The 25607-nt window shown below is 54.0% G+C and carries 21 protein-coding genes; 3 read left to right on the forward strand and 18 right to left on the reverse strand.

Annotated elements, in window-relative coordinates; translation table 11 throughout:
- Window positions 1-38 precede the first annotated feature (38 nt).
- The 12 genes from ftsA to mraZ all read right to left on the reverse strand — a co-directional run bounded on the left by ftsA (window position 39) and on the right by mraZ (window position 14428).
- Window positions 39-1421, reverse strand: a complete 1383-nt coding sequence (gene ftsA / locus VGM48_RS16655; RefSeq protein WP_331581143.1) for a cell division protein FtsA — start codon at window positions 1419-1421, stop codon at window positions 39-41.
- Window positions 1422-1429: 8 nt separating this feature from the next.
- The gene (locus tag VGM48_RS16660) at window positions 1430-2497 is read right to left on the reverse strand and encodes a hypothetical protein (protein ID WP_331581145.1); all 1068 of its coding nucleotides are present in this window, start codon (window positions 2495-2497) and stop codon (window positions 1430-1432) included.
- A gap of 136 nt (window positions 2498-2633) precedes the next feature.
- Complete coding sequence (gene murC / locus VGM48_RS16665) at window positions 2634-4004, reverse strand: UDP-N-acetylmuramate--L-alanine ligase (protein WP_331581147.1); 1371 nt, start codon at window positions 4002-4004, stop codon at window positions 2634-2636.
- The gene (gene murG / locus VGM48_RS16670) at window positions 4001-5095 is read right to left on the reverse strand and encodes an undecaprenyldiphospho-muramoylpentapeptide beta-N-acetylglucosaminyltransferase (protein WP_331581149.1); all 1095 of its coding nucleotides are present in this window, start codon (window positions 5093-5095) and stop codon (window positions 4001-4003) included. Before murG ends, murC begins: the two co-directional genes overlap by 4 nt.
- On the reverse strand, window positions 5092-6396 hold the full coding sequence (locus VGM48_RS16675; protein ID WP_331581152.1) for an FtsW/RodA/SpoVE family cell cycle protein: 1305 nt from the start codon (window positions 6394-6396) through the stop codon (window positions 5092-5094). The genes murG and VGM48_RS16675 overlap by 4 nt, the downstream gene beginning before the upstream one ends.
- Entirely contained in the window at window positions 6393-7733 is a 1341-nt protein-coding gene (gene murD, locus VGM48_RS16680) for a UDP-N-acetylmuramoyl-L-alanine--D-glutamate ligase (protein WP_331581154.1), read from the reverse strand. Before murD ends, VGM48_RS16675 begins: the two co-directional genes overlap by 4 nt.
- A 135-nt stretch (window positions 7734-7868) precedes the next feature.
- Window positions 7869-9149 carry a phospho-N-acetylmuramoyl-pentapeptide-transferase gene (gene mraY, locus VGM48_RS16685; RefSeq protein WP_331581156.1) on the reverse strand — a complete coding sequence of 427 codons (1281 nt, stop codon included), beginning with the start codon at window positions 9147-9149 and terminating at the stop codon, window positions 7869-7871.
- Window positions 9150-9158: 9 nt separating this feature from the next.
- A complete protein-coding gene (locus tag VGM48_RS16690) occupies window positions 9159-10625 on the reverse strand; it encodes a UDP-N-acetylmuramoyl-L-alanyl-D-glutamate--2,6-diaminopimelate ligase (RefSeq protein WP_331581158.1) in 1467 nt (488 codons plus the stop codon).
- Between the two features lie 7 nt (window positions 10626-10632).
- Window positions 10633-12642 carry a penicillin-binding protein gene (locus VGM48_RS16695; RefSeq protein ID WP_331581160.1) on the reverse strand — a complete coding sequence of 670 codons (2010 nt, stop codon included), beginning with the start codon at window positions 12640-12642 and terminating at the stop codon, window positions 10633-10635.
- Window positions 12643-12669: 27 nt separating this feature from the next.
- Complete coding sequence (locus VGM48_RS16700; RefSeq protein ID WP_331581162.1) at window positions 12670-12978, reverse strand: FtsL-like putative cell division protein; 309 nt, start codon at window positions 12976-12978, stop codon at window positions 12670-12672.
- 53 nt (window positions 12979-13031) lie between these two features.
- Entirely contained in the window at window positions 13032-13970 is a 939-nt protein-coding gene (rsmH, locus tag VGM48_RS16705; protein WP_331581164.1) for a 16S rRNA (cytosine(1402)-N(4))-methyltransferase RsmH, read from the reverse strand.
- Window positions 13967-14428, reverse strand: a complete 462-nt coding sequence (gene mraZ / locus VGM48_RS16710; protein ID WP_331581166.1) for a division/cell wall cluster transcriptional repressor MraZ — start codon at window positions 14426-14428, stop codon at window positions 13967-13969. The genes rsmH and mraZ overlap by 4 nt, the downstream gene beginning before the upstream one ends.
- A gap of 277 nt (window positions 14429-14705) precedes the next feature.
- On the opposite strand from mraZ, the gene VGM48_RS16715 reads away from it, so the two are divergent.
- Complete coding sequence (locus VGM48_RS16715; protein WP_331581168.1) at window positions 14706-15932, forward strand: S-adenosylmethionine:tRNA ribosyltransferase-isomerase; 1227 nt, start codon at window positions 14706-14708, stop codon at window positions 15930-15932.
- On the opposite strand, the gene VGM48_RS16720 is transcribed toward VGM48_RS16715, so the two are convergent.
- Window positions 15901-17223, reverse strand: coding sequence for a HAMP domain-containing sensor histidine kinase (locus tag VGM48_RS16720; RefSeq protein WP_331581170.1), 1323 nt, complete (start codon window positions 17221-17223; stop codon window positions 15901-15903). The two genes, VGM48_RS16715 and VGM48_RS16720, sit on opposite strands and share 32 nt — an antisense overlap.
- 268 nt (window positions 17224-17491) lie before the next feature.
- Between VGM48_RS16720 and VGM48_RS16725 the strand changes: the two genes are divergently transcribed.
- Window positions 17492-18046 carry a YqgE/AlgH family protein gene (locus VGM48_RS16725; protein WP_331581172.1) on the forward strand — a complete coding sequence of 185 codons (555 nt, stop codon included), beginning with the start codon at window positions 17492-17494 and terminating at the stop codon, window positions 18044-18046.
- 71 nt (window positions 18047-18117) lie between these two features.
- On the opposite strand, the gene VGM48_RS16730 is transcribed toward VGM48_RS16725, so the two are convergent.
- The 4 genes from VGM48_RS16730 to atpD all read right to left on the reverse strand — a co-directional run bounded on the left by VGM48_RS16730 (window position 18118) and on the right by atpD (window position 21321).
- On the reverse strand, window positions 18118-18753 hold the full coding sequence (locus VGM48_RS16730) for an outer membrane beta-barrel protein (RefSeq protein ID WP_331581174.1): 636 nt from the start codon (window positions 18751-18753) through the stop codon (window positions 18118-18120).
- Between the two features lie 17 nt (window positions 18754-18770).
- Window positions 18771-19409 carry a DUF4136 domain-containing protein gene (locus VGM48_RS16735; RefSeq protein ID WP_331581176.1) on the reverse strand — a complete coding sequence of 213 codons (639 nt, stop codon included), beginning with the start codon at window positions 19407-19409 and terminating at the stop codon, window positions 18771-18773.
- A gap of 117 nt (window positions 19410-19526) precedes the next feature.
- Window positions 19527-19793, reverse strand: coding sequence for an ATP synthase F1 subunit epsilon (atpC, locus tag VGM48_RS16740; RefSeq protein ID WP_331581178.1), 267 nt, complete (start codon window positions 19791-19793; stop codon window positions 19527-19529).
- Between the two features lie 28 nt (window positions 19794-19821).
- Window positions 19822-21321 (reverse strand): F0F1 ATP synthase subunit beta, encoded by a 1500-nt coding sequence (atpD, locus tag VGM48_RS16745; protein WP_331581180.1) that lies wholly within the window; start codon window positions 21319-21321, stop codon window positions 19822-19824.
- A gap of 80 nt (window positions 21322-21401) precedes the next feature.
- On the opposite strand from atpD, the gene VGM48_RS16750 reads away from it, so the two are divergent.
- Window positions 21402-22571 (forward strand): hypothetical protein, encoded by a 1170-nt coding sequence (locus VGM48_RS16750; protein WP_331581182.1) that lies wholly within the window; start codon window positions 21402-21404, stop codon window positions 22569-22571.
- On the opposite strand, the gene VGM48_RS16755 is transcribed toward VGM48_RS16750, so the two are convergent.
- Window positions 22543-25605 (reverse strand): efflux RND transporter permease subunit, encoded by a 3063-nt coding sequence (locus VGM48_RS16755; protein ID WP_331581184.1) that lies wholly within the window; start codon window positions 25603-25605, stop codon window positions 22543-22545. The genes VGM48_RS16750 and VGM48_RS16755 overlap by 29 nt on opposite strands.
- Between the last annotated feature and the right edge of the window lie 2 nt (window positions 25606-25607).

Raw genomic sequence — 25607 nt, forward strand, 5'->3', positions numbered from 1 at the left:
TAATAGATAAATAGGCTCACAGGGTACCGGATTCACATTTATAGGGTATGATCTTCTTCTTCTTTGAAAAGGTCGATAATGCCGTCCTTGAATTTTCCCCAGAAGTCCTTTACTCCTTTCCGGTTGCGAACGCGTTCCTGCTGCAGCTGCTCATCGGAAGGGAGCACCTGTTGCGCAACGGTTTGCATATCCGCCTTCTTGAGATTGTCGGGGACCTCCACCTTCTTGTATTCTTTCTCGAACTCCTTGCGGTTGTGCTCGTAGTCGCTGTATCCCTTCTGAATAAGGCCGATACAGGTCGAATAGGTAGGCTTGGCCAGCTCTTCGATATGACCCGCTGCCAGATGCTCCGTCGGATAACCGATGCGGGCGTTGAGACCCGTGATGTATTCCGTCAGCTGGATCAGATGTTTCAGCTGCGATCCCCCGCCGGTCAGGACGATACCGCCATTCAGCATGCGGTTGTCGAGTCCCACCTGCTTGAGATGGTAGGTCACGAAATCCATGATCTCGCTCATCCGCGCCTGGATGATATTGGCCAGGTTCTTCACACTGATCTCCTTTGCCGGCATCCCGCGAAGACCCGGGATGGTGATATACGCATTGGCCTTTGCTTCGTTGGACAACGCCGAGCCGAATTGCACCTTCATCTGCTCAGCCTGGGTCTTGAGGACACCCAGACCCGTCTTTATATCATTGGTGATATTCTCCCCGCCAAAAGGGATCACGGCCGTATGTTTCAATATCCCTTCGTAGAAAACGGCAAGATCGGTGGTCCCGCCGCCAATGTCGACGATGGCCACGCCGGCCTCCAGGTCTTCCTGGCCCATGACGGCAGCGGCCGACGCCAGCGGCTGCAGCACGAGGTCCTTCGTGTGCAGGTTGCTTTTTTCGACTGCGCGGTTGATGTTGCGGATGGCGTTCTTATCCCCCGTGATGATGTGGAAATTGGCGCCGACCTTTACCCCGCCATACCCGATAGGGTTGGGGATGTTCTGGAAATTGTCGACGGTGAACTCCTGCGGGATCACATCGATTATCTGGTCCCCGGCAGGGATATAGGTTTTATACTGGTCGGCGATCAGCTGATCGATCTCCCTGCGGGTGATCTCCTCATCCGTGTTCTGCCGGACGATATCGCCCCGGGTTTGCAGGCTCTTGATATGATGGCCCGCAATGCCGACATAGACCTCGCTGATCTCCAGGTTCGGATTGGAGGCATAACAGTTGTCCAACGCCATCTGGATGGCCTTTATCGTCTCATCGATATTCAAGACCTGGCCATGTTTGACCCCATTGGAGTTGGCCCTGCCAAATCCCAATATTTCTAATTTGCCGTACTCGTTCTTCCGACCTGCGATGGCAGCGATCTTGGTAGTTCCGATATCGAGTCCGACTATAATCGGTTGTTCCTGATTCATAGTTTAGTTTATTTGTTATTAGTTGTTTTTTTACGGTTTTTGGGGGGTGTCCCTTTTCTGGGCGCGGCGCCCGTTCTGGGGGCATTGCCTGTTCCGGGTGCGGCGACGGAACTGTCTGCCGCCTCGGATACGAGATCCAGCGTGTTCAGATTTTGTTCCGTCAGGTTATTGCTGGGTTCCAGTGGGCGGATATTCTGTTGACGAAGGGTATCGGGCTGCAATTGCTGTGCCGATCGGATCATCTGCCGGATATTGTTCATCCCCTGCACGGAATCATACCGGGCATGTTCAAGTCCTCGTCTGGTAGCAACGATCTGCCCCGAATAAGAAACGTCGATCCGGTCGTACTTCCCGGGATCGGTGCGGCAAAGCACCTGCCGGTAGAAGAGAGCAAGCCGGTGAAACTTTACTTCTATATCGCGGCCGTCGCCAAATCCGATGCGCTGACTTCCGACCTCGGGTTCCAGTTCGAAACCGTTACCCGGAAGAATGACGATCTGCGCGATCCGGGCCATCCAGAAGGTATCCTTGCGGATAAAATCGGTGAGCCGGAGAATGTCGCGCGTCAATGCGCTGTCGCTGCCACGCAATACGATCTTCGCACCGGGATATCCGGTAAAAACCGGCATCGCGGCAGGGAACTTGTCGGCCAGCGGCAACTGTACCCCACCGCTGTCGATATAACAGCTGCCCCCTTCCCGGGTAAATATCCGGGCCACAGGCTCCCGCTCAGTGACCTTTACCTGCAGGACCCCATTGTTGTCAAAGAACAGCTGGGCCTCTTTTATCCAGATGTTCTTCCCCAACGCCGATTCAAGCCGGCGAAGGTCAAAAGCATGGATGGGCTTATTCTGTCCGCTCGCCGCGCCCGCCGCGGTAAGGATATCGGCAATGCCCTTCCTGTCGACAAAATGTGACCCCGAGGGCGACGAGCCCGCGATTTGGATCTTGTACCCCTTACAGACATTGCTGTTTCGATATCGGATGGCCGCGACCAGCAATACCAATACGCCGGCCCCCGCCACACACCAGAAGGCGGCAGAGACAAGTTTCCTGATATTTAATTTTACGGCCATAATATATTCATGGACCTCCCGGTCTGTTTTAGCAGACCCGCGGTCCGTTTTGTTCCGCTGAGACCCGCCCAACGGCCCAGCGGACCGTCAGACGGGTACAACTAGTGTCCGGGTAGATAATCCCGTCCACAATGGGCTACACTTCCAGCAGCTGCCGGATGGGTTCGATCAACGTATCAATGTCGCCAGCACCGGCCGTGATCAGCAATTCGGCCCGATCAGGGTTCCCGGCCATTTTCTTTATCATTGCCAGCACCTCCTTCTTGTCGGCGATGGTCACCTTTGCTTTTTTCATCTTCCCCGCGATCAACTCACTCGTCACACCCGCGATAGGCAGCTCCCGGGCCGGATAGATCGGCAGCAGGATCACTTCATCGGCCATGTCCAGACTCTCCGCAAACCCATCCGCAAAGTCGCGCGTCCGGGTGAAAAGATGCGGCTGGAAGATGATGGTACAGTTCCTCTCCGGATATAGTTCCTTCGCCCCACCGATCAGCGCCCTCAGCTCCTCCGGGTGATGAGCATAATCATCGATATAGACCCGGTTGGGTTTTTTGACGATATACTCGAAACGCCGCTTCACCCCCCGAAAAGCCGCAACGGCCTCTACGATCTTGTCTCCCGAAATGCCCAATTGATGAGCCACCGCGATCGCCGCCACCACATTATCCACATTATGCCTTCCTCCCATGGACAGAACGACCTTATCGATACTCCAGTCACTGCTTTGCATCCGGAAGAGGTAATCGCCCTGGTCGATGCGGATCTCCGATGCAAAGAAATCCGCCCGGCTGTCCAACCCATAGGTCAGATGCCGGTCCCCTTTCAGCCCGGCCTCTTTCTCCAGCCCCTTCCTGCTCAACAGCAAACCGCCCGGCTTCAAACAACCGGAAAAGTCGATGAACGCCTTCTGCACTTCCTCCGCCGTTCCATAGATATCGAGGTGATCGGCATCCATGGCCGTGATCACGGCGATATCCGGGCTTAACCGGAGAAAGCTGCGGTCGTACTCGTCGGCTTCCACAACACAGACATTCCGTTCATCCGACCAGTAATTGCTGTTGTAATTAACCGCAATACCGCCCAGAAACGCGTTACACCCATATCCGCTATGCCGCAAAATATGCGCGATCATCGTCGTAATGGTCGTTTTTCCATGCGTGCCTGCTACACAGATATTAAAAGAACTACGGGTGATAAGCCCCAGCACCTCGCTTCGCTTCATCAGGACCTGGCCGTGTTGCTGGTAATACACCAGCTCTTTATGCCCCGCGGGTATCGCCGGGGTATAGACGACCAGGTCGGCATCCGTCGGTATCTGGTTCAGATCTTCTTCATAGTGTATCGCAATGCCTTCCTGCTCCAGCATCCGGGTAAGCGTGGTGGGTGTCTTGTCATACCCGCTCACCTCCTTACCATGGAATTTAAAATACCTCGCCAGCGCACTCATCCCTATCCCCCCGACCCCTATGAAATAGACTCTCCTTATCGCATTGAATTCCATCATCCGTTTATCGCTTTCAAGATCTCACCGGCAATGCGGTCACCCGCATCCGTGACGGCCATCCGGCCGATATTCGTTTTTAATAGTTCCTGCTTCTCTTTATCCTTTGCCAGTGCCAGCACGGTGTCGACCAGTTTATCCATCGCCTCGCCGTCCGTTACCAGCAGACCCGCATTCTTATCCACCAGGTTCCGGGCATTCACCGTCTGGTGATCTTCCGCCGCAAAAGGAAAGGGTACGAATACAACAGGTTTTTTGACGACACAGAGCTCGGCGATGGACATGGCTCCCGACCGCGAGACCACGATATCCGCGGCGGCAAAGGCATACTCCATCTGTGGGATGAAATCCCGCGTCCAGCAATCCTTTTTCCCCGCACAGAGGCTGGCAGCCTGCCCGGCAAAGGGTTTACCGGTCTGCCAGATCAGCTGAAGCCCATTCTTTTCGAGATCGTCCAGATGAGCCGCGACAGCCTCGTTGATCCCCTTCGCCCCTAGCGATCCCCCCGTGGACAAAATGGTGGGCTTCGCGGGGTCGAGCCCAAAGAACCGGACCCCCTCCTCCCTTGTCAGCTTGCTTTGCACGATGACGCTCCGCACGGGATTCCCCACGACACTGATCCGGTCGGCAGGAAAGAATTTCTCCATCCCGTCGCTGGCGACAAAGATGCGGGCGGCCTTCTTCCCCAATAAAATATTGCTCTTCCCCGCAAATGAGTTGCTCTCATGGATAAAGGTGGGTATTCCCTTGGCCTGCGCCGATCGCAGAACGGGAAAACTCGAATATCCCCCTACCCCGATAACCGCGTCCGGCATGAAGGCCCGGATGATGCCGCTAACCTGGAAAAAGCTTTTTATCAGCTTAAAAGGAAGACCGATATTTTTTATCAAAGAACTTCTGTTGAACCCGGCGATGGTGATCCCTTCGATCCTGTAGCCCGCCTGTGGGATCTTCTCCATCTCCATCTTCCCTTGCGCACCCACGAACAGCAACTCCACAGACGGGTCCTGCTGTTTTAAGGCTCCGGCAATAGCAACGGCCGGAAAGATATGGCCACCGGTGCCGCCGCCTGCTATGATGATCCTCTTGCTCATGCGGGTAGCGCCGCCTCCTCGCCGGATTCCTCCTCCTCGTCAGCGGAAGCTCGTCCCCTGCGTTCCGTCGCATCCTTCCCTTCCGCGGATTCCGCGTTTCGGGCCACACTCAGAATGATGCCGATGGCCAGACACGTGAACAGGAACGAACTGCCGCCCATGCTCACCAGCGGTAGGGTCACCCCGGTTACGGGAAACAGATTCACATTCACCGCCATATTGGCCAGCGCCTGGATTACCAGCGTAAAGCTCAGCCCCAGCGCGAGAAAAGCCCCGAAGGCAAAGGGACAACGCCGGAAAATGCGGATGCTTCGCAGCAGGAATACCAGGTAGATGAACACGATGAAAAACCCGCCCGCCAATCCATATTCCTCGATGATGATGGCATAGATGAAATCGGAATAGGGGTGCGGCAGAAAATTCCGCTGCTGGCTATTGCCGGGTCCCAGCCCCAGGAACCCTCCCTTGGCAATGGCGATCTTGGCTTGATTGGTCTGGTAATTGTTGTCGCTGTTATCCTCTTTACCGCCATAGACAAAGGTCTCTATCCGGCTGATCCAGGTGTCGACGCGCACGGTCAGGCGGCTATGTCCTTCGGTCTTCGGTTTCTCCGTCGTTCCTCCGTTTGCCTTATGCCGGATCACGGCCGCTCCGATAAGGATCGCTACCGGAATTGCCGCCACGCCGATGGTCAGCAGCAGGTGCTTTGCGCTGACCCTGCCGATAAACAGCAGCATCAGGCTGGTGGCGCCGATAAGCAGGGCCGTGGAGAGGTTGGCCGGGGCGATCAACAGACAGATGACCGCTACCGGGGTGATCACGGGCAGGAAGCCGGTACGGAAATCCTTGATGACATCCTGTTTCTTGCTCAACAGCCGGCTCAGATACATAAAAAGCGCCAGCTTGGCCAGATCGGAGGTCTGGAAGGTCATATTGATGATCGGCAGCCGGATCCAGCGACTACCCTCATTGAGCTTCACCCCAAAGAAAAGGGTGTAGAACAATAAGGGTATGGAAAGGACGAATAGGATCTTGGCCACCCGGGAATAAAGGGTATAGTTCACCTGGTGAGCGAAATAGATGATCATCACGCCGACCAGGATAAACGCGAATTGCTTGAAGAGGTAGATCTCGGTATTCCCCTTGTACATTTTGTAAGCGAGCAGCCCGGTACTGCTGTACACGACAAGGAGGGACACGACGGCAAGCAGGACCACCGCGGTCCAGATCACCTTGTCCCCCTTCGTCCGGGACCGGAGTCCGCTAAAGGGCGTTCGTTCTATCGTCGAAGATTGACTCATAGATCGCGGACAGCCTCCTTAAACTGTCTTCCCCTGTCTTCATAATTTTTAAAGAGATCGAAACTGGCGCAGGCAGGACTCAGCAGAACGACATCCCCCTTTGTCGCAAAGTGAAAGGCGGCTTTCACGGCTTCTTCCGCACTGGCCGTATTGACCATCAACGGAACGTCATGCTGGAAGGCCTCATGGATCTTGCGGTTGTCCACACCCATGCAAACGATGGCCTTCACCTTATCCTTGACCAGGTCGCGGATCAGCGAGTAATCGTTCCCCTTGTCCACCCCGCCGAGGATCAGGATCGTCGGCTTCTCCATACTCTCCAGCGCATACCAGGTGGAATTGACATTCGTCGCTTTGGAGTCATTGATAAACTCCACGCCTCTCACCGTGCTGACATACTCCATTCGGTGCTCCAGCGCCTCAAAACTCTGTATCGCCTCGCGGATCTTCTCTTTCCGGATACCGACGGTGGCGGATGCGATGCCTGCTGCCATGGTGTTATATTGATTGTGAATGCCTTTGAGGGCAAAATCATAGATACTCATTTGTAGCTTCTCACTACCGGCATTGATGTTCATTTGTCCGTTGCGTATAAATCCTCCTTTGTTGGTTTCCTGTTGCATACTGAATGGTAGTGGGTTAGAGTGAATTTTGAATTGAGCTAAGTTTTTTTTTATCACGGGGTCGTCTTCACAGTATATGAAATAGTCGCTCTCCGTCTGGTTCATCGTGATCCTGAACTTACTGGCGATATAGTTTTCGAATCGGTAGTCATAGCGGTCCAGATGGTCTTCCGTGATGTTGGTAAGGATGGCTACTTCGGGGCGGAATTGATGGATATCATCCAGCTGGAAGCTGCTGATCTCACACACATACCATTCTTTGGGGTCTTCCGCCACCTGCCGGGCAAAAGAATAACCGATATTCCCCACCAGCGCGCAATCCAACCCGCCATGCCGGCAGATATGATAGGTAAGCGCCGTCGTCGTACTCTTGCCGTTGCTGCCCGTGATCCCGATGACCCGGCCATTGCCGATATACCGCCAGGCCAGCTCGATCTCGCTGATGACAGGGATGCCCTTGCTCCGGATGGCCTTTACCATCGGGCTCTTATCGGGGATACCCGGGCTTTTCATCACCTCATCGGCTTCCAGGACCTTCTGCTCGGTATGACCGCCTTCCTCAAAAGGGATCTGGTGTTTCTGCAGGTCGTTTCGATAGACGTCCTTCAATGCGCCGCCGTCGGACAGAAATACCTCGTCCCCCTGCTTTTTTGCAAGGATCGCCGCGCCCACGCCGCTCTCACCACCACCGAGTATAACCGTCTTTTTCGACATAGCATTTTCCTCCCAAAAACGGATTAGGGGTTCTTCAAAAGCATAGGATCTACTGCACCACAATTCGGTTCGTCTCGAGGGTTTGGTTTTTCAGAATCTCATATCCGGCAGGCGGCTCAAGACCCGCCCGGGTTATTACCTGATCTTCAATGTTGCTATGGCAAACGCCACACATAAGATCGTCACGATCCAAAATCGCGTCACGATCTTGCTCTCATGGTAGCCCAGCTTTTGATAATGATGATGCAGGGGGCTCATGAGAAACACTCTTCTACCCTCACCGTATTTTTTCTTCGTATATCGGAAATAAGTCACTTGTATGATCACACTCAGGCTCTCCACCAGGAACACCCCGCAGAAGATGGGGATCAGCCACTCCTTCCGCACGATGATGGCCAGGGCCGCGATGATGCCGCCCAGCATGAGACTGCCTGTATCGCCCATAAAGACCTGTGCCGGATACGCATTGTACCAGAGAAAACCCACGCAGGCGCCGACCAGCGCCCCGATAAAGATGGAGAGTTCTCCCAGGTTCGGGATATACATGATATTGAGGTACTCCGCAAACCGGATATTGCCGCTGGCATAGGCAAAGATGCCCAGACAGGCGCCGATCACGGCGCTTACCCCCGTGGCAAGCCCATCCACCCCGTCCGTCAGGTTCGCACCGTTGGACACCGCCGTGATAATAAAGATCACAATGACCACATAAAGCACCCAGGTGAGCCCTCTTATCGCCTCGGGCAGCAGCTTGGAGTAGTTGAACTCATGGTTCTTTACAAAGGGGATCGTGGTGATCGGTTCCTTTGCAACGATGAAATATTTCTTTTCCTTGTCCAGCGTCACCGTCTTGATCTCACTCGTGTCGGCAGGAAGCTTCGTGCCCACATATTCCCGCCACACCCGGGTATTAGCGTTGAAATAGAGCGTACACCCCACAACGATGCCAAGCACCACCTGGCCAAGCACCTTGAACCAGCCCGCCAGCCCGTCCTTGTCCCCCTTTCGGTAGGGAACACCCGTTTCCCTGGCGATGCGTTTGGCGCGGAGCTTCAGGTAGTCATCGATAAATCCGATCAACCCGAGCCACACCGTGCTGAACAGCATCAGCCGGATATACGCTTTATGCAGATCGGCCAGGAGCAGGGTGGGGATCAGGATCGCCAGGATGATGATAAAACCGCCCATGGTAGGCGTCCCCTTCTTCTGCTGCTCGCCTGCCAGACCCAGGTCGCGCACCGTCTCACCGACCTGTTTCTTGACGAGATAACGGATCAGTCTCTTACCAAAGATCATGCTGACAACGAGCGATAACCCCACAGCCAGCAGCACCCGGGAGGTGATGAACTGGAAGAGGGCGCCGCCCGGCACCTTTATCCCATGTTGTCTGAACCATTCAAATAAAGTATACAGCATGTCAACCAGTTATTTGTCCAGCAGTTCGAAAAATTCCAATAAGATCTGTTTGTCGTCGAAGGGATGTTTCACCCCTTTTATTTCCTGATATTTCTCGTGACCCTTCCCCGCGATCAGCAGGATGTCCTCGGGCTGCGCGAGGCTCATTGCCGTGCGGATCGCCTCCTTCCGGTCGGTGATCGAGATATACTTCCGCTTTGCCGCCGTATTCAGACCCGCCTCGACATCCCGGATGATCTGCTCGGGGTCCTCGCTGCGCGGATTGTCGGAAGTGATGATGACCTTATCACTGTACTCAGCGGCGGCCGCACCCATGAGCGGACGTTTTGTCTTGTCGCGATCGCCGCCCGCGCCCATCACCGTGATGATCTTCTCATGCCCCTTTCTCAGCTTCTGGATCGTGGTCAGCACATTGATCAGCGCGTCGGGAGTATGGGCATAGTCCACGATGCCGATGATCTTCTCCTTTGGCGAGACGACATAGTCGAAGCGGCCCTCGGCGCCGCTGAGCTTGCTGAGGACGCGCAGGATCTCACTCTTCTCCTCGCCCAGACAACTGGCCGCCCCAAACACCGCCAGCAGATTGTAAGCATTGAACTCGCCGATAAGCCGGAAATGCACCTCCGTGTCGTTGATCGTCATGACAAGCCCGGTGAGGTTGTTCTCCAGGATGCGACCCTTGAACTCGGCCAGGGTCCTCAGACTATAGAAATATTTTTTTGCGCTTGTATTTTGCAGCATCACCGCACCCCGTTTGTCATCGGCATTCGAAATGGCAAAGGAGTCCGAAGGCAGGGAGTCGAAGAAGGACTTTTTCACCCGGATATATTCTTCGAAGGTCTTGTGATAATCGAGGTGGTCCTGGGTGATATTACTGAAGATCCCCCCGGCATACCGAAGTCCGGCGACCCGGTGCTGGTGAATGGCATGCGAACTGGTTTCCATAAAGACATGGGTACAGCCTTCATCCACCATTTGCTTCAGCAGGGCATTGAGATGCAGGGCATCGGGTGTCGTATGCGTGGCGGGTACGATACGTTCCCCGATCTGGTTCTGCACCGTGCTGAGAAGCCCGCATTTATGTCCCAGCGCGGAAAAGAGCTTATATAATAAGGTGGCGATGGTCGTTTTGCCGTTAGTTCCCGTAACCCCTACCAGCTTTATCTTCTCGGAAGGCTGACCGTAGAAGTTGTGGGCGATGATCCCGGCCGAAGCCGCGCTGTCCTCCACCTGGACATAGGTGACCCCGTCTTTTAATTCGGCGGGCAGTTCCTCGCAGACGATAGCGATGGCGCCGGCAGCGATAACGGCGGGTACGTACTGATGCCCGTCCGCATGAGTGCCTTTTACGGCAATAAACAGTGTACCCGGTCCGGCAAGCCGCGAATCCGTTTGCAGGTTGTCGATCGCCCGGTCACGGGGACCGACGATGCTCCGGATACTTACCTTATATACTATTTCCTGCAGGTTGCTCATTTATACATTAGTCCAGCTGAATGAATATGGTTTCCTTTTTTTGCAGAGGCCTCCCCGGCTCGATGCTTTGTGTCTGCACTTTTCCGCTTCCTCTTACCGCGACTTTCATGTCCATACGCTCCAGCACATACAGCGCATCCTTCAATCCCATACCTTTCACGTCCGGCACCAGTTGACGGTTCGCCGGCAGTTGCGGCGGCGTGACGGATGCAAACAGCTGATCGTGATTGACGGTCGTCGCCGAATCCGCATAGTTAAGCCCCTGCCCAACACTGGTGCTCATCAGGTGGTCGGCAACTTCCCGGAAAACGGGAGCCGCAACCGCCGCACCATAATATTTTTTGGCAAATGGCTTGTTCTTGATCACTACGATGCAGGTATATTTCGGCGCCGCAGCGGGGAAATAACCCACAAAAGTGGACTGATAGATATGATCCGCATATCCCCGGGATCTGTTGGCGACAAGCGCGGTGCCCGTCTTGCCCGCCACCTGGTAGAAGGCGTCTTTGAACACCTTGAAGCCCGTGCCTTCGGGATCCTGGCAAACGCCGTTCAGGCATTCCTTTAATTCACGAAGGGTCTCGTCACTGCAGATCTTCTCGACGATGGCCGTGGGTTTGTTCTCCTTTATCGTGATGCCGGACTCCTGTACGGCGCTGATAAGATAGGGCTTCACCATCCGGCCGTTGTTGGCGACGGCATTGTAAAGGGTAAGGGTCTGCAGCGGCGAAACAAGCACTTCATAACCAAACGCCATCCAGGGAAGCGCGGTCGCGCTCCAGGTCCGGGATTTGGGCGTGTTGATCACGGGGGTGGACTCACCGACAAGATCGATGCCGGTAGGCCGGTCGAGCTTAAGCTTCCGCAGGTGGTCGATGAATTGATAAGGATTACCGGTATAGTTGGCCACCGCCAGTTTAGCCATCCCGACATTCGAGCTAAGCTCGAAAGCCTCCTTTACCGGAACGACATATTTGCCATGCCGTTCGGCGTCGTATACCGTCCGGTTGGATATCTTCCAGGTTCCGCCTTCCAGGTTGACCGTATTGTTCAGGGTGATCTTCTTATCTTCCAGCAGCGACAGCAACGTCGCCAGCTTGAAGGTGGAGCCCGGCTCGGTAGCCCGGATGGCATAGTTCAGGTCTTCCCAATAGGTGCCGTCGGACTGACGCCCCAGGTTGGCGATGGCCTTGATCTTGCCGGTGGCAACTTCCATGATGATACAGGTGCCATGTTCCGCCTCGTTCTCGATAAGCTCTTTTTGCAGGGCGTTCTCGGCGATGTCCTGGATATTGACATCGATCGTCGTCACGATATCCTTACCGTTCTCCGCCTCGATCTCATAGCCTTCGACAGGGATATAAGCCCCGCCCGCAATATACCGGACAAGCCGGCGGCCGGTCTCGCCCTTGAGCAGGGTGTCATAGGTACGCTCCAGCCCGACATTCTGGGCATTCGCTCTTGCCAGGCCAATGGTACGATTGGCCAGCAAGCCGAACGGATTCAATCTTTTATTGTTCACTTCCGCGATAAAGCCGCTTTTGTTCCGGCCCTGGCGGACAAGAGGAAAGTCCCGGAGTTTTTGATATTTCTGAAAGGATACGTTCGATTGCAGCTCGTAATAGCGATCGACCGACCGGTACCCCTTTTGCAGCATCTTCTTGTACGCAGCCTTGGACTGATCCTCGAACAACGCCGCCAGACAGCCGGCAAGCGAGTCGACATTCTCAAAGAAACGTTTTCCATTCTTTTCACGAAGACCGTCGGCGCCAAAATCGATATAGATATTGAAGTAAGGGATCGAAGTGCTGAGCATGCTGCTGTCTTCGCTATAGATGGTCCCGCGCTCAGCATCCAGCTCGACAAATTTCTGGTGAAGGCTATCGCTTAGCCCCTTCCAGTACGCCCCCTGAACGCGTTGGATATATACGACCTTCCCCAGCACCACCAGCGATAGCGCCACGATGCCGAGAAAGCAGAGGTATACCCTCCATAATATGTCGCGTTTGACTTCCATTTATTCTAATTGTCCTTCGGACGGCCCTCATCGGGCATTGTTCACCGTATCAGTAAGAACGTAGGGCGGGTGTACCAGTTCCTTCAATCCGAAGGGTTCGACAGCCTTCGCCAGCTCACTCTGCTTGCTTCGGAACATCACTTCGCTTTTCAGCGTCTTATATTCGTATTGCAGCTCTTTTAACTCTTTGTTGGTCCGGGTAATTTCCCGGGAGATATTGTCGGCATAGTGGCCGTTATAGATATAGACAACCGCCAATGCGGCGAGGAAGAGGAAGAAACCGATATTCCTCACGATCCAGCGGTACCCAAGCAGGGATGGTTTCCATTTACTCATTTCAAATCCACATTTTTAGGTCCTTCAGTCGAACCGCTCTTCCGGCGGCTCTCTTATATGCGTTCAGCCGCCCGCAGCTTGGCGCTGCGGGATCTTGGGTTTTGGCGTAATTCAGTGTCGCCGGGAATCACCGGTTTTTTGGTAATTGCTTTTAATAGGGGAGGTGCCGTACTTTGTCCGAAGGGGTCAGATGGGTCCTCGTCTTCGAACGATCCTTTTTTAAAGAAGTTCTTGACGATCCTGTCTTCCAGGGAATGAAAGGTGATGATCGCTACACGTCCGCCTATAGAGAGGAGGCCGGGCACCTGTTGTAACATTTCTTTTAATGCTCCCAATTCATCGTTCACCTCGATGCGCAGAGCCTGAAATACCTGGGCAAAGTATTTATTGGGATTCCCTTTCACCACGCTGTTCAGCGCCGCCTTGAAGTTCGCAATGGTCTTCAGCGACAGAGTGCTGCGCACATGCACTATTGTCCGTGCCAGCGTTCGCGCATTGGTAACCTCGCCGTATTGCTCGAACAGCTTGTGAAGCCGCTGCTCGGACCACGTGTTCACGATGTCGAAGGCGGTGTTCGTCTGACGCTGATCCATCCGCATATCCATCTCGCCTTCAAAACGGAAGGAGAAGCCTCGCTGCCCTTCGTCAAACTGGTGGCTGCTCACCCCCAGATCGGCCAGGATCCCATCGACGGGGATCCCTTCATGCAAACGAAGAAAGCGACCCACATGACGGAAGTTGTGCGGCAGAAAAGTGATGCGGCGATCCTCCGGCAGATTACGCCGGGCGTCACTGTCCTGGTCAAAGGCGAAGAGCCTGCCCTTCGGCCCCAGTCTCTCCAGGATCCCGCGGGAATGACCGCCACCGCCAAAGGTCAGATCGGCATAGACACCGTCCGGCTTGATAGCAAGGGCGTCGAGCGTCTCTCCGAACAGAACCGGCAGGTGGTAGGAATACTGCCCCTGCCCGTCCTGGCTATTCTCCGTCGTCATGAAGAGAGCCCTCCCGGGTTCATCACCTGCTTTGCCAGGCTGCTGAACGCTTCCGGTGAAAAAGATTCAAAGAACTGTTGGTACTTACTTTTATCCCAGATTTCAATCTTGTCTACTGCTGCCGTCAACACAATGTCCTTCTCCAGCGCCGCATGTTCTTTCAGGTTTTGAGGGATCAACAACCGCCCGGCGGAATCCAGCTCGATCATCGTCGCCCCGTTCAGGAAATATCTCCTGAATTGCCGAACTTCGGGGTCAAAATCATTTAATTGGCTTACCCTGGCGAAGATGGGTTCCCAGCTTTTCATCGGATAAAGACTAAGGCATTTTTCAAATCCTCGATTGATGACAAACTGGGTGGGACCCTCTTCCGGCAGCTGCTTTTTGAAGCCGACCGGAAGCAGGAAGCGACCTTTTGAGTCTAAAGTAGCTTCGTATTCGCCCAGAAAACCAATCATTTATGAGGAGTTGAATCAATTTCTACTAAAACTAACACAAAATAACACATTTTCCCACTTTATTCGGGGAAATTGGAAAATTTAATTTTTCCACAATAGTGCATTGTAACTCTGTGTGTTGTCTTGGATGCACTTATCTCCGGCAAACATGATTTTTGGGCTTTTACGCCTGTGCGAAAGCTGTGAATTGCGGTGGATAAGCGGTGGAAAAGTTCGTTTTTGATGTCAATATCGTAGCTTCGCGCTTTAAAACCGGCGTCAGTTAGACGCTCGCTATATGCCACAACCACAGGACATTCCCATCGCGGATTATCGCTATCAACTCCCCGAAGACCGCATCGCCTTTCATCCCCTCACCGAACGCGACGCCAGCAAACTGCTGATCTATCGCCGCGGCGCCATCAGCGAAGACATCTACCGGAACATCGCAGCCTGGCTCCCCGCAGAAAGCCTTCTCATCTTCAACAATACCAGGGTCGTCGAGGCCCGGATCGAATTTCGCAAGCCCACGGGTGCACGGATCGAGATCTTCTGCCTCGAACCGCCGGCCGAATATGGCGGTATCGCCAATGCCCTGATGCAAACGGGCGAAGTAAAATGGAAATGCCTGATCGGCGGCGCCTCGAAATGGAAACCCGGCCAGATACTGCGCAAAGAAATGCCGGCTGGGCTTGTGCTCGAAGCCCGATACCTGGAACGGTCAGGGGATTCCTTCCTGATCGGATTGTCCTGGACACCCGCCACCCTGTCCTTTGGCGAATTGCTGCACCAGGCCGGCTTCATCCCTCTCCCACCCTATATTCACCGCGATGCGGAGGCAGCCGACAGCCGGCGCTATCAGACCATCTATGCACAGCATGACGGATCGGTAGCCGCGCCCACAGCCGGGCTCCACTTTACCGAAACGATCTTTCAGTCGCTGGCGGCAAAGAACATCGGCCATGGATTTGTAACCTTGCACGTCGGCGCCGGCACCTTCCTGCCGGTAAAGTCCGCGACCCTCGGCGGCCATCCGATGCACATCGAATTCATCGACGTGAGCCGCGAGTTCATTGTAAGGCTCCGTGAAACGTTGTTGACAGGCAAGCCGGTAATTGCTGTCGGCACCACCTCTGCGCGAACGCTTGAGACTCTATATTGGCTTGGACTGAGTGGCCCGGACCTGACCGTAGGGCAATGGGACGCCTATGCGGGCCACGACAAGAGTATCCCCGCGGTAAAGGCGCTTTCGATGCTGTTGGATAAGATGGAAAAAGCGGGCGTCCCGCGGTTGATGACAACCACGCAGCTGCTGATCACCCCCGGATATGATTGGAAGATCGTCCAGGGCCTGGTAACGAATTTTCACCAGCCGGAATCGACATTGTTGCTGCTGATCGCCTCGTTCGTCGGGGAAGATTGGCGGAAGATATACACCCATGCGCTGGAACACGGATTTCGCTTTCTCAGCTATGGCGATGGTTGCTTACTGCTCAACCATTCTTTAGCGGCCACTCCAGCGTAAAAACAGTTCCCCTGCCGACCGTACTATCCACTTTGATCCTGCCCTCATGCGCCTCGACGATCGTCTTGACATAGCTGAGGCCAAGGCCAAATCCCTTCACATTGTGCAGATTCCCGGTATGGGCCCGGTAGAATTTCTCGAAGATCCGGCGCTGGGTCTCCTTGCTCATCCCGATGCCGTTATCCTCGATGCGAATGACGAGGTTTTTGAGGGTGCTGTGCGTGGTGATGCGGATCAGGAGGTTGTCCTTTGAATATTTCACCGCATTATCGATGAGATTGGTAATGATGTTCATGAAATGAACCTCATCGGCAAGGACCAGGTCCTTTTTGGCATTGAGCTGCAGTTCAGAACGTCCACCCTTTCCCTCCAGCTGCAGCTGGATATTTTCCATCGCTTCCTGGATGCAGACGTGTGCATGCAGGGCGCGCAGGTTGAGCTGCTGCTCCTGCCGGTCAAGCAGGGAAGCCTGCAGGATAGTCTCCACCTGCTTGTTCATCCGCTTGTTCTCTTCCTTTATGATGCCCGTGAAATACTCCGACTTGGACCGGTCCTGCACCACCTTCTCATTGCGCAACGCGTCCACCGCAAGCGAGATCGTCGCCAGCGGGGTCTTGAATTCATGCGTCATGTTGTTGATGAAGTCGTTCTTTATCTCGCTCAACTTCTTTTGCCGGACCAGCGCATTCACGGTCACATAAAAGGCAGCGATGATAACGAGCGTGAAGAAGATGGCACCGGCGATCATGACCCGCATCTCGCCGAGGACCATCTTTCTGTAATCCGGTATGACGACGGCAAGGACCTCATCGGGGAGAATGCCGCTTATATCTGCATTTTCCGGCGCCAGCAGAGGCTCTATCGCAAGCTTGTTATTCACCGTATCCTCGATCTCCTGGATAAAGTTCTTCGACCGTAGTTCCACCGGACGAAAGTTCACATTGGATCCCCCGGGGTCGGAAGAGATCGCGAATTCAAAGCGGGTATTCTTCAGGCCGACACGGTCAAAGGCCTTGCGCATCTTATCGGTGATATCCTCCACCGTATACCGTTCGGCCACAGTAGGCACACGCATCAGCTCCATGGTAAAGGGATCCGAAGGATGCCAAAGGCCTGGCTTCAGTCTCAATACTTTACCTACATTGCTCCCACGCTGCGCCACCAGCTCCTGTGCGACATAATTGGTGGCGTCCCGCAATTTGTGCTTCAGCTCCTCCTGCTTATTCTCCAGCATCGTCAATATCCAGTTGATCTGGATATAAATAGTGCCGATCAGGGATAGGGAGATCAAAACAAAAATGATAGGGAAAATTTTTTTCAAACCCATACTTTTTGGTCCATCCGTAAAATTATTCAAAAGGGTGAGGCTGGCCCTGTTTACTCTTTTTGTAGAAGCCGATTTAACGAAGCTTTCACAAAGAAAGGGGATTTCAGGCTAAAAAGCGCTATATTAGTATAGGCTGCCGCCGCCTTCGGCGGCTTACAGCGGCCTCCCCCGTACCCTCCCGTAATATGCAATGATGCTTGCCAAATCCGCAGGATTTTTTAATTTAGACGATATGGAGAGCCCGGCACCAGGTATATTATTGATCGCTGATCCCTTTTTGAAAGATCCGAATTTCATGCGCACGGTCGTGTTTCTGTGTGAACACCAGGATGAGGGCAGCTTTGGTTTTGTCCTGAATAAGAATTACGAATACACCCTCGACGAACTGGTCAGCGGTCTGGATGATCTGAAGAAGATCCCGGTCTATCTCGGCGGCCCGGTTCAAATGGATACCATTCATTTCCTTCATCAATACCCGGAGAAGATAACCGGCGGATACGAGATCATCGATGGCGTGTTTTGGGGCGGCAACTTCGAAACGGCAATCGACCTGATCCGCGCGGGAGAGGTCGACATGACCAAGATCCGCTTCTATATCGGCTATTCCGGCTGGGGCAGCGGGCAACTCGCCGACGAACTAAAGGAGAAATCCTGGCTAACGGTACCCGCTAACCGGCCGCTGGTCTTTCACAAGAAGCCCTCGGAGATCTGGAAAGATGCCCTGCGCCATCTCGGCGGCGAATATGAGATAATGGTCAACTTCCCCATCGATCCCCAATTGAATTAAGGCCGTCCAACGCAGGTGTTAATGCTTCCCAACGCAGGGGGGCAGGCCGTCTAACGCCGGGGATCGATCGCCTAATGCAGCGGAACGCTGATCCCGGCATGCACGCCCCAATTGCTGAGGTTGTTGACCCCAAGCTCCTTGAATGGCGCATAGTTATAGCTGCCGCCGATGCGCAGGGCCGTAGAGCTGTAGTTGCTCAACGGAATAAGAATACCCGCTTCCCCCCTGACCGCTAATTTGGTATAACTGACGGGATTGTCGAATTCTCCAAGGTACTGGTCAAAGCTGATGAAGTTGACCCCCGCACCCGCTCCAACATAGGGTCGGATAAAACCCTTTTTCAACAGCGTATAGTCAACGGTCACCAACAGCGGCAACTGCTGGATGGAGTTGCTCACCACAGCAGAGATGTCCGAACCCGGTCCGTTGGAGTACACCTGACGCGGATATTTCTGATAATAGTCGTTATAGCCAAAGCTGAGCCCGATCCGCAGCTGATCCATTACCGGATAAGCCAGCCCCGCGGTAAACCCCTTGAAGGCCGGCTTGTCGGCCAGGGTCTTGAAATCGGCTCCCGCCGGGAAATTCACATTGTAATTAAAATTGAATTGCAAACTATGCTGTGCCATGGCTCCCGTGGCCGTGATCCCGGTCAGGGCCAGGACGATTGCTATCTTCCGAAACAGGGATATATGCATTGATCTCATGATACTCGGTTGAATCATTATTTTTTAAGATAGGCGGATTGCGAGAACATCGCCGCTACTTCAGCCGACGCATTGGAAGGATTAAAGACATCCTCCCCTCTCGCAAGTCCCGTCCAAAGACCGACCAGCTTATTGCCGTTCGCGGCCGCATTCTTCAGATCCAGCAAGTCGATCTCCAGGCCGCCGGAGTTCACCGTATAAGCCCCAACGGCATACGGATCATAATACCCGTATCCGGGGTAGCCCCAATAATAGGGATCATAGAAATCACCGTAGTAATCCCAATAATCGGCATAACTGAAGAGAACCGTCGACGACGACAACACACGCGAGATATTGATCGCGAGATCCGGGTTGGCCGATTTGCTGACCAGCTGATACCCACGCTGCGTCATCTGCTGCGTCATCGCATTGATGATATTGACATCATAGGCATCATAACTGTGACCCGCAAATTGATTGTCCTGGATTACGGCAACGCTGTCGGTAATGCTGAACGTAGCGTAAGCAGAGAAATTCGCGACCGTATCATAGTTGGTGATGTAGATGCGGCTTTCCTCGTTGGTCAGATTATTAAGAGGATCTTTCTTGCAGCTGCCCAGAAGGAGGTTCATTGCGGCTACTCCGGACAATAGCAAGGTTCTCAGTCTGTTCATAAAGCAACGTATTTGTTTACACCTATGCAAATCAAATGCCGCAACAATATAAAACCCCGGCAAAAGCCGGGGTTTAACTAACATTTCGTCTTCAAAAGGAATCGTACGATGCGCGGTTTACGATTTGCCTTCGACAGGTACTGCGCCTTCAACCAATACGGTTACCTTGTTATGGATCACTTCCACGAATCCGCTCTGGATCGTGAAAAATGCAAGGTGATTATTTTTATCTTTCAGAACTTTCACCTGACCTGAGCGCAGCGCGCTGACCAGCGGAGCATGACGATCCAGGACTTCGAAAAGCCCGTCCACTCCCGGCAGCTGCACGCCATAAACATCAGCGCTGAACAGTTTTTTCTCTGGAGTTAATATCTCTAAGTTCATCTTATGTGTGTTTTAAGCCGCCTGCATTTTACCCACGGGCCTGGGCGAGAAGTTTCTTGCCTTTTTCCATTGCATCGTCGATCGTCCCGACCAGGTTAAAGGCTGCTTCCGGATATTCATCCACTTCGCCGTCCATGATCATATTGAACCCACGGATGGTTTCTTCGATGGGGACGAGCACACCCTTCAGACCGGTAAACTGCTCAGCTACATGGAAGGGCTGGGACAGGAAGCGCTGTACCTTGCGCGCGCGGGCAACGGTCATCTTATCTTCATCACTCAGTTCATCCAGACCGAGGATGGCGATGATGTCCTGCAGTTCCTTATAGCGCTGGAGGATAAGCTTCACCCGGTCGGCGGTGTTGTAGTGCGCGTCGCCGACGATCTTCGGGGTCAGGATCCGGGAAGTGGAATCCAGGGGATCCACCGCCGGGTAAATACCAAGGTCGGCGATCTTCCGGCTCAATACCGTCGTCGCATCGAGGTGGGCAAAGGTCGTGGCGGGAGCCGGGTCGGTAAGGTCATCCGCAGGCACGTATACGGCCTGAACGGAAGTGATGGAACCATTCTTGGTGGACGTGATCCGTTCCTGCATCAGACCCATTTCGGTCGCCAGGGTAGGTTGGTACCCTACGGCCGAAGGCATCCGGCCCAGCAACGCCGATACTTCGGAGCCGGCTTGCGTAAACCGGAAGATGTTGTCGACAAAGAAGAGGATATCCCGGCCCTGGCCCTTGCCGTCGCCATCCCGATAGTACTCGGCAATCGTCAGACCGCTGAGCGCCACGCGTGCACGGGCGCCCGGAGGTTCGTTCATCTGACCGAAAACAAAGGTCGCTTTGGACTCTGCCAGCTCGTTCATGTTCACCTTGCTCAGATCCCAGCCGCCATGCTCCATACTATGTTTGAAATCGTCGCCATATTTCATGATACCGGCTTCGATCATTTCCCGCATCAGGTCATTCCCCTCACGGGTACGCTCCCCAACACCGGCAAATACGGACAACCCGGAATAGGCTTTTGCGATATTGTTGATCAGTTCCTGGATAAGTACGGTCTTCCCTACACCCGCACCGCCAAACAGACCGATCTTCCCACCCTTTGCATAGGGTTCGATAAGATCGATAACCTTGATCCCCGTGAACAGCACTTCGCTGCTGGTGCTCAGGTTCTCGAAGGCCGGAGGCTTGGCATGGATGGCACGGCCGTTGACCTTGGAGACCGCCGGCAGACCGTCGATAGGATCACCCGTAACGTTGAACAGCCGCCCCTTGATCCCTTCACCCGTAGGCATGGCGATAGCATGACCGGTATCGATCACCTCGAGGCCACGGACAAGCCCTTCCGTACCGTCCATTGCGATACACCGGACGCTGTCTTCCCCAAGATGCTGCTGAACTTCCAAAACGAGCGTTTCACCATTCGACTTTTTCAATTCCAGTGAGTTATAGATCTCAGGGAGTTTGCCTTCAAACTGCACATCGATTACTGCTCCGATGATTTGTTTGATCTTACCGTTACTTGCCATATACTGCTGGTTGTAATTTTGGCGCAAAGGTAAGGGGACGGGGGGAAAGTTAAAAATACTATATTTGTTGTTTTCCGAATATGCAACTGATAGAAGTTTCCCAACCTGACACGGCAAAAGATTTCATCCGGGTGAATGTGGAGCTTAACCGGAACGTACCGGGTTATATTCGCCCTATCGACAAGGAAATCAACGAAGTATTCGATAAGAACAGCAATAAGGCCTTTCGCCACGGCGAAATAACCCGCTGGATCCTCAAGGATGATGACGGCCGCCTCATCGGCCGGATCGCCGCCTTCATCAATAAGAAATACAAAAACAAAGGGGATGACGGGCCGGTAGGCGGCGTTGGCTTCTTTGATTGCATTGATAATCAAGAAGCTGCCGATATGCTGCTGGATGTGGCCCGCCATTGGCTGGTCCAGCGCGGCATGGAAGCAATGGACGGCCCTATCAATTTTGGCGAACGGGATAAATGGTGGGGCCTGCTGGTCGAAGGTTTTCGCGAACCCCTTTGGTCGATGAACTTCAACCCTCCTTATTATAAGGACCTGCTGGAAAACTACGGCTTCAAGCCCTACTTCCACCAGCTTTGTTTCGGGATGGACCCCGTAGCACCCCTAAGCCCAAAGATCAGACAGCGCCATGATGCCGTCGCGGCCGATCCGCTCTACAGCGCCCGAACCCTCGAAAAGAACAACCTCGAGAAATACGCTTCCGACTTCGTCGCGGTCTATAACGCCGCCTATGCCGGCCACGGAGGACTAAAAGAAATGAAAAAGGACCAGGCCCTCCAGCTCTTCAAAAAGATGAAGCCGCTCATCGACGAGGACATCGCCTGGTTCGCCTATTATGGCGACAAGCCTATCGCGCTTTTTCTCAACATCCCCGAACTGAATCAGTACTACAAACACTTCGACGGCAGGGTCGGCCTCCTGCAAAAACTGCATTTCCTCTGGCTAAAAAGCCGCGGCGCCTGCCGCCATTTCACCGGGATCATCTTCGCCCTGATCCCCGAATTCCAGGGAAAGGGTGTCGACGCCTATATCATCCAGGAACTGGCCGACCGGGTGCAGCCCGTAAAATTCTATACCCATTATGAAATGCAATGGATCGGCGATTTCAACCCCAAAATGATCAACGTAGCCAAGTCCCTCGGCGACAGCCATGTCAGCCGCAAACTGACAACCTATCGCTATCTGTTCGACCGCGGCAAAGAGTTCAAACGGCATCCGATGGTGGGGGCGTGATCTTCGGCGCCAGCAGCTTGTAAAGCACCGGCGTCACCACACGCGTAAGAACCGTCGAACTCAGCAACCCGCCGATGATCACGAGCGCCAGCGGCGAATACAGGGGATTGTTTTCGGCTACCAGCGGAACAAGCCCCCCGATCGCGGTAAGCGTAGTCAGGATGATCGGCACAAACCGGGTCTCCCCCGCCTCCTGGATAGCTTCGTCAAGCCCCATCCCCCCCTTTCGTAATTGATCGGTATAATCCACCAGCAGGATGGAATTCTTGACCTCGATACCGACGAGCGCGATAAGTCCGATCACGGCGACAAAGGAGAAGGTATTGCCGGTGGCCAGCAGCATCAGCACCGCACCGATGATACCCAGCGGCACCACGGACAGGACGATCAGCGTACCGCGAAAGGTCTTGAACTCGAGGATCAGGATACCCAGGATCCCAAAAACGGTGATCAGGATGATGGGCCCGAGCCCGCCGAAACTCTGCTCCTTGCTCTCGACCTCACCCGCAGCCTTGTAGCTCGCACCGGCAGGGAAACGCAGCGTGTCCAGATTCTTCAGGATACCTTCCGTCATCCGGGATGTATTATAACCGCTGCGCACAAAAGCGGTGACGGTCGTATAGCGATCCTTGTCATAGTGCTGGATGGTGGTGGGACTGCTCTGAAAGCCGATATCCGCAATATTGTTCAGCGGCACCGACGCACCGGCCGCCGAATTGACATAAATGGTATTCAGGGCATCCAGCGTTTGCCGCTGATCACGGGGCAGACAGACGTTGATGTTATAGTCATCCCCTTTTTCACCTTCCTTGCGGAATTTTCCGATATCCAGCCCCGCAACGGCAAGCCTCACGGTACGGTCTACCTCATTGACGGGAACCCCCAGGATACCCGCTTTCTCTTTGTTGACCCGAACCTTTATGTCGGTTTTCAGCGTCGTCAGGTCGTTATGGACATACATCGTTCCCTCGGTGTTTTTCAACACGTCCTCCACCCGAAAGGCAAGGCTGCGCAGCGTATCGAGATTCTCGCTGAAAAGCCGGATGGCGATTGGCGCCTCTATCGGCGGCCCCTGTTCGAAGTCTTTTACTTCGATCTTCGCGCCCGGATAATCCTTGAAACGCAGACGCAGGCTGTCGATCATCTGCCGTTTCCGAAAGGAAGGTGTTTCGTTGAGCTGGATGAACAGCTGTGCATAGTTGCTCACCTCGTTTTGCGGGATGACGTTGTAATAGATGCGGGGGTTCCCACGGCCGACATTGGTTGCATAGTTCTTCAGATCGGGCAGGTGCCGGATCTGGCCTTCGACCCAGCGCGCCACGGAATCCGTAGCCGGAAGGCTCGTACCCAGCGGCGTCGTGATATTGATCAGGAACATCGGTTTCTCCGACGAAGGAAAGACACTGAATCCCACCCGGGGAATGAGCGCCAGGCTTCCCGCGAAAATGCCAAAGGCGATCAGCAGCGTCACCACGGGCCGGGCAATAGCCAGATGAAGCAGGCGGCGGTAGCTGCCGTTGATAAACCGGCGCAGCCCGCGGAGAAAGAAATTACCTTCGGGATGTTCGTGCCCGCTGAGAATGCGGCTGGAAAGAAAAGGAACGATCGTCAAAGACACAAAAAGGGACGCCAGCACGGTAGCTACCACGGCGGCGGGCAGACTGCGGATAAAATCTCCGGGCGCCTCCGGCAGGAACATCAGCGGCAGAAAGGAGAACACAAGCGTCGCGGTGCAACCCAATACCGCAAGACCGATCTGCCGCGTGGCGGCAATAGCGGCGTCCTTCTTCGAATAACCCATTCGCAAATAGCGTTCGATATTCTCGACCACGACGATGCTGTCATCGACCAGCAACCCAAGCGCGACGACCATGCCGACGATGCTCAGCTGGTTGATGGTAAAATGGAAAAGATCGAGGATGAACAGACCGATCAGCAGGGAAAGCGGAATAGAGACCATGACGACGATCGACGCGCGGGGTCCCAGCGGCAAAAGCGTCAGCAACACCAGGAAAATGGCGATGGCGAAATCCCGGGCAAAATGGCCGAGCCTAGTATGAACGCTTTCTGCATTGTCAAAGCTTTTTTCAAAGGCGATTGCCGGCGGCAGTTCGCGCTTAAACTGTTCCAGCACCGGGTTCATCGCCTTCTCCACCGCGAAGATATTGGTGCCGGATTTACGGCTGGCGGTGACAAAGACGCCCCTTTTCCCATTCAGCCGCCCGATATAGTTTTGCTCCTCATAGTTAAAGGACACCTCGGCAAGGTCTCTGACATAGATGATCTTTCCACCCGTACTGCTGACTACCGTATTCCTGATCTCGTCGACACTCTTATAGTCGCCACTGGTCTTTACGTTGAATTTGCGGGTCCCCATCTCGACGCTGCCGGCGGGGATGTTGACGTTCTCCCGCTGGATCGCCTGTAACACGGCGTTCAAAGGAATATGATCTTGCGAAAGTTTCTCCAGGTTGAGCGACACCCGCACCTGCTGCTGCGGAAAGGCCCAATTGTCGACGTTCTTAAGGGTCTTTATCTTCTCCAGCCTTTCTTTTAGCTTCTTGCTCCATTCTTCCAGCTGGCTATAGGGAGCCGTCTCGCTCAGCAGGGCCACCTGCAGGATATTGACATCGGAAGGCGTGAAACGCTGGATGTTGGTGCTCAGGATATCCGCGGGGAGTTCGGGCCTCACGGCATCCAACTCCCGGATCACATCCTGATATTTCTTATCCGGATCCGTCTCGTACTTGAATTCTATCTGGATGACGGCCAGACCATCGTCGATGGACGAGCGGATGCGCTTGACATCATCCATTTCATTGAATCGTTTCTCGATGGGATTGACCACTAACTCTTCCATGTCCTTGGGACTGGTGCCGGGATAGATGATGATGGCCGAAAAGCTGGGCGCCTCGGTATCCGGATCTTCACCCCTTGGCATATTGAACAGGGAGCTGACGCCGATGAGCGCCAGCATCACAAACACGATAAGCGTGAATTGGTAGTTGCGAACCGAAAAGCTCGTAATGTTCATCA

The organism is Puia sp., assembly GCF_036500295.1.
In the GTDB taxonomy this organism is placed as follows: Bacteria; Bacteroidota; Bacteroidia; order Chitinophagales; family Chitinophagaceae; genus Puia.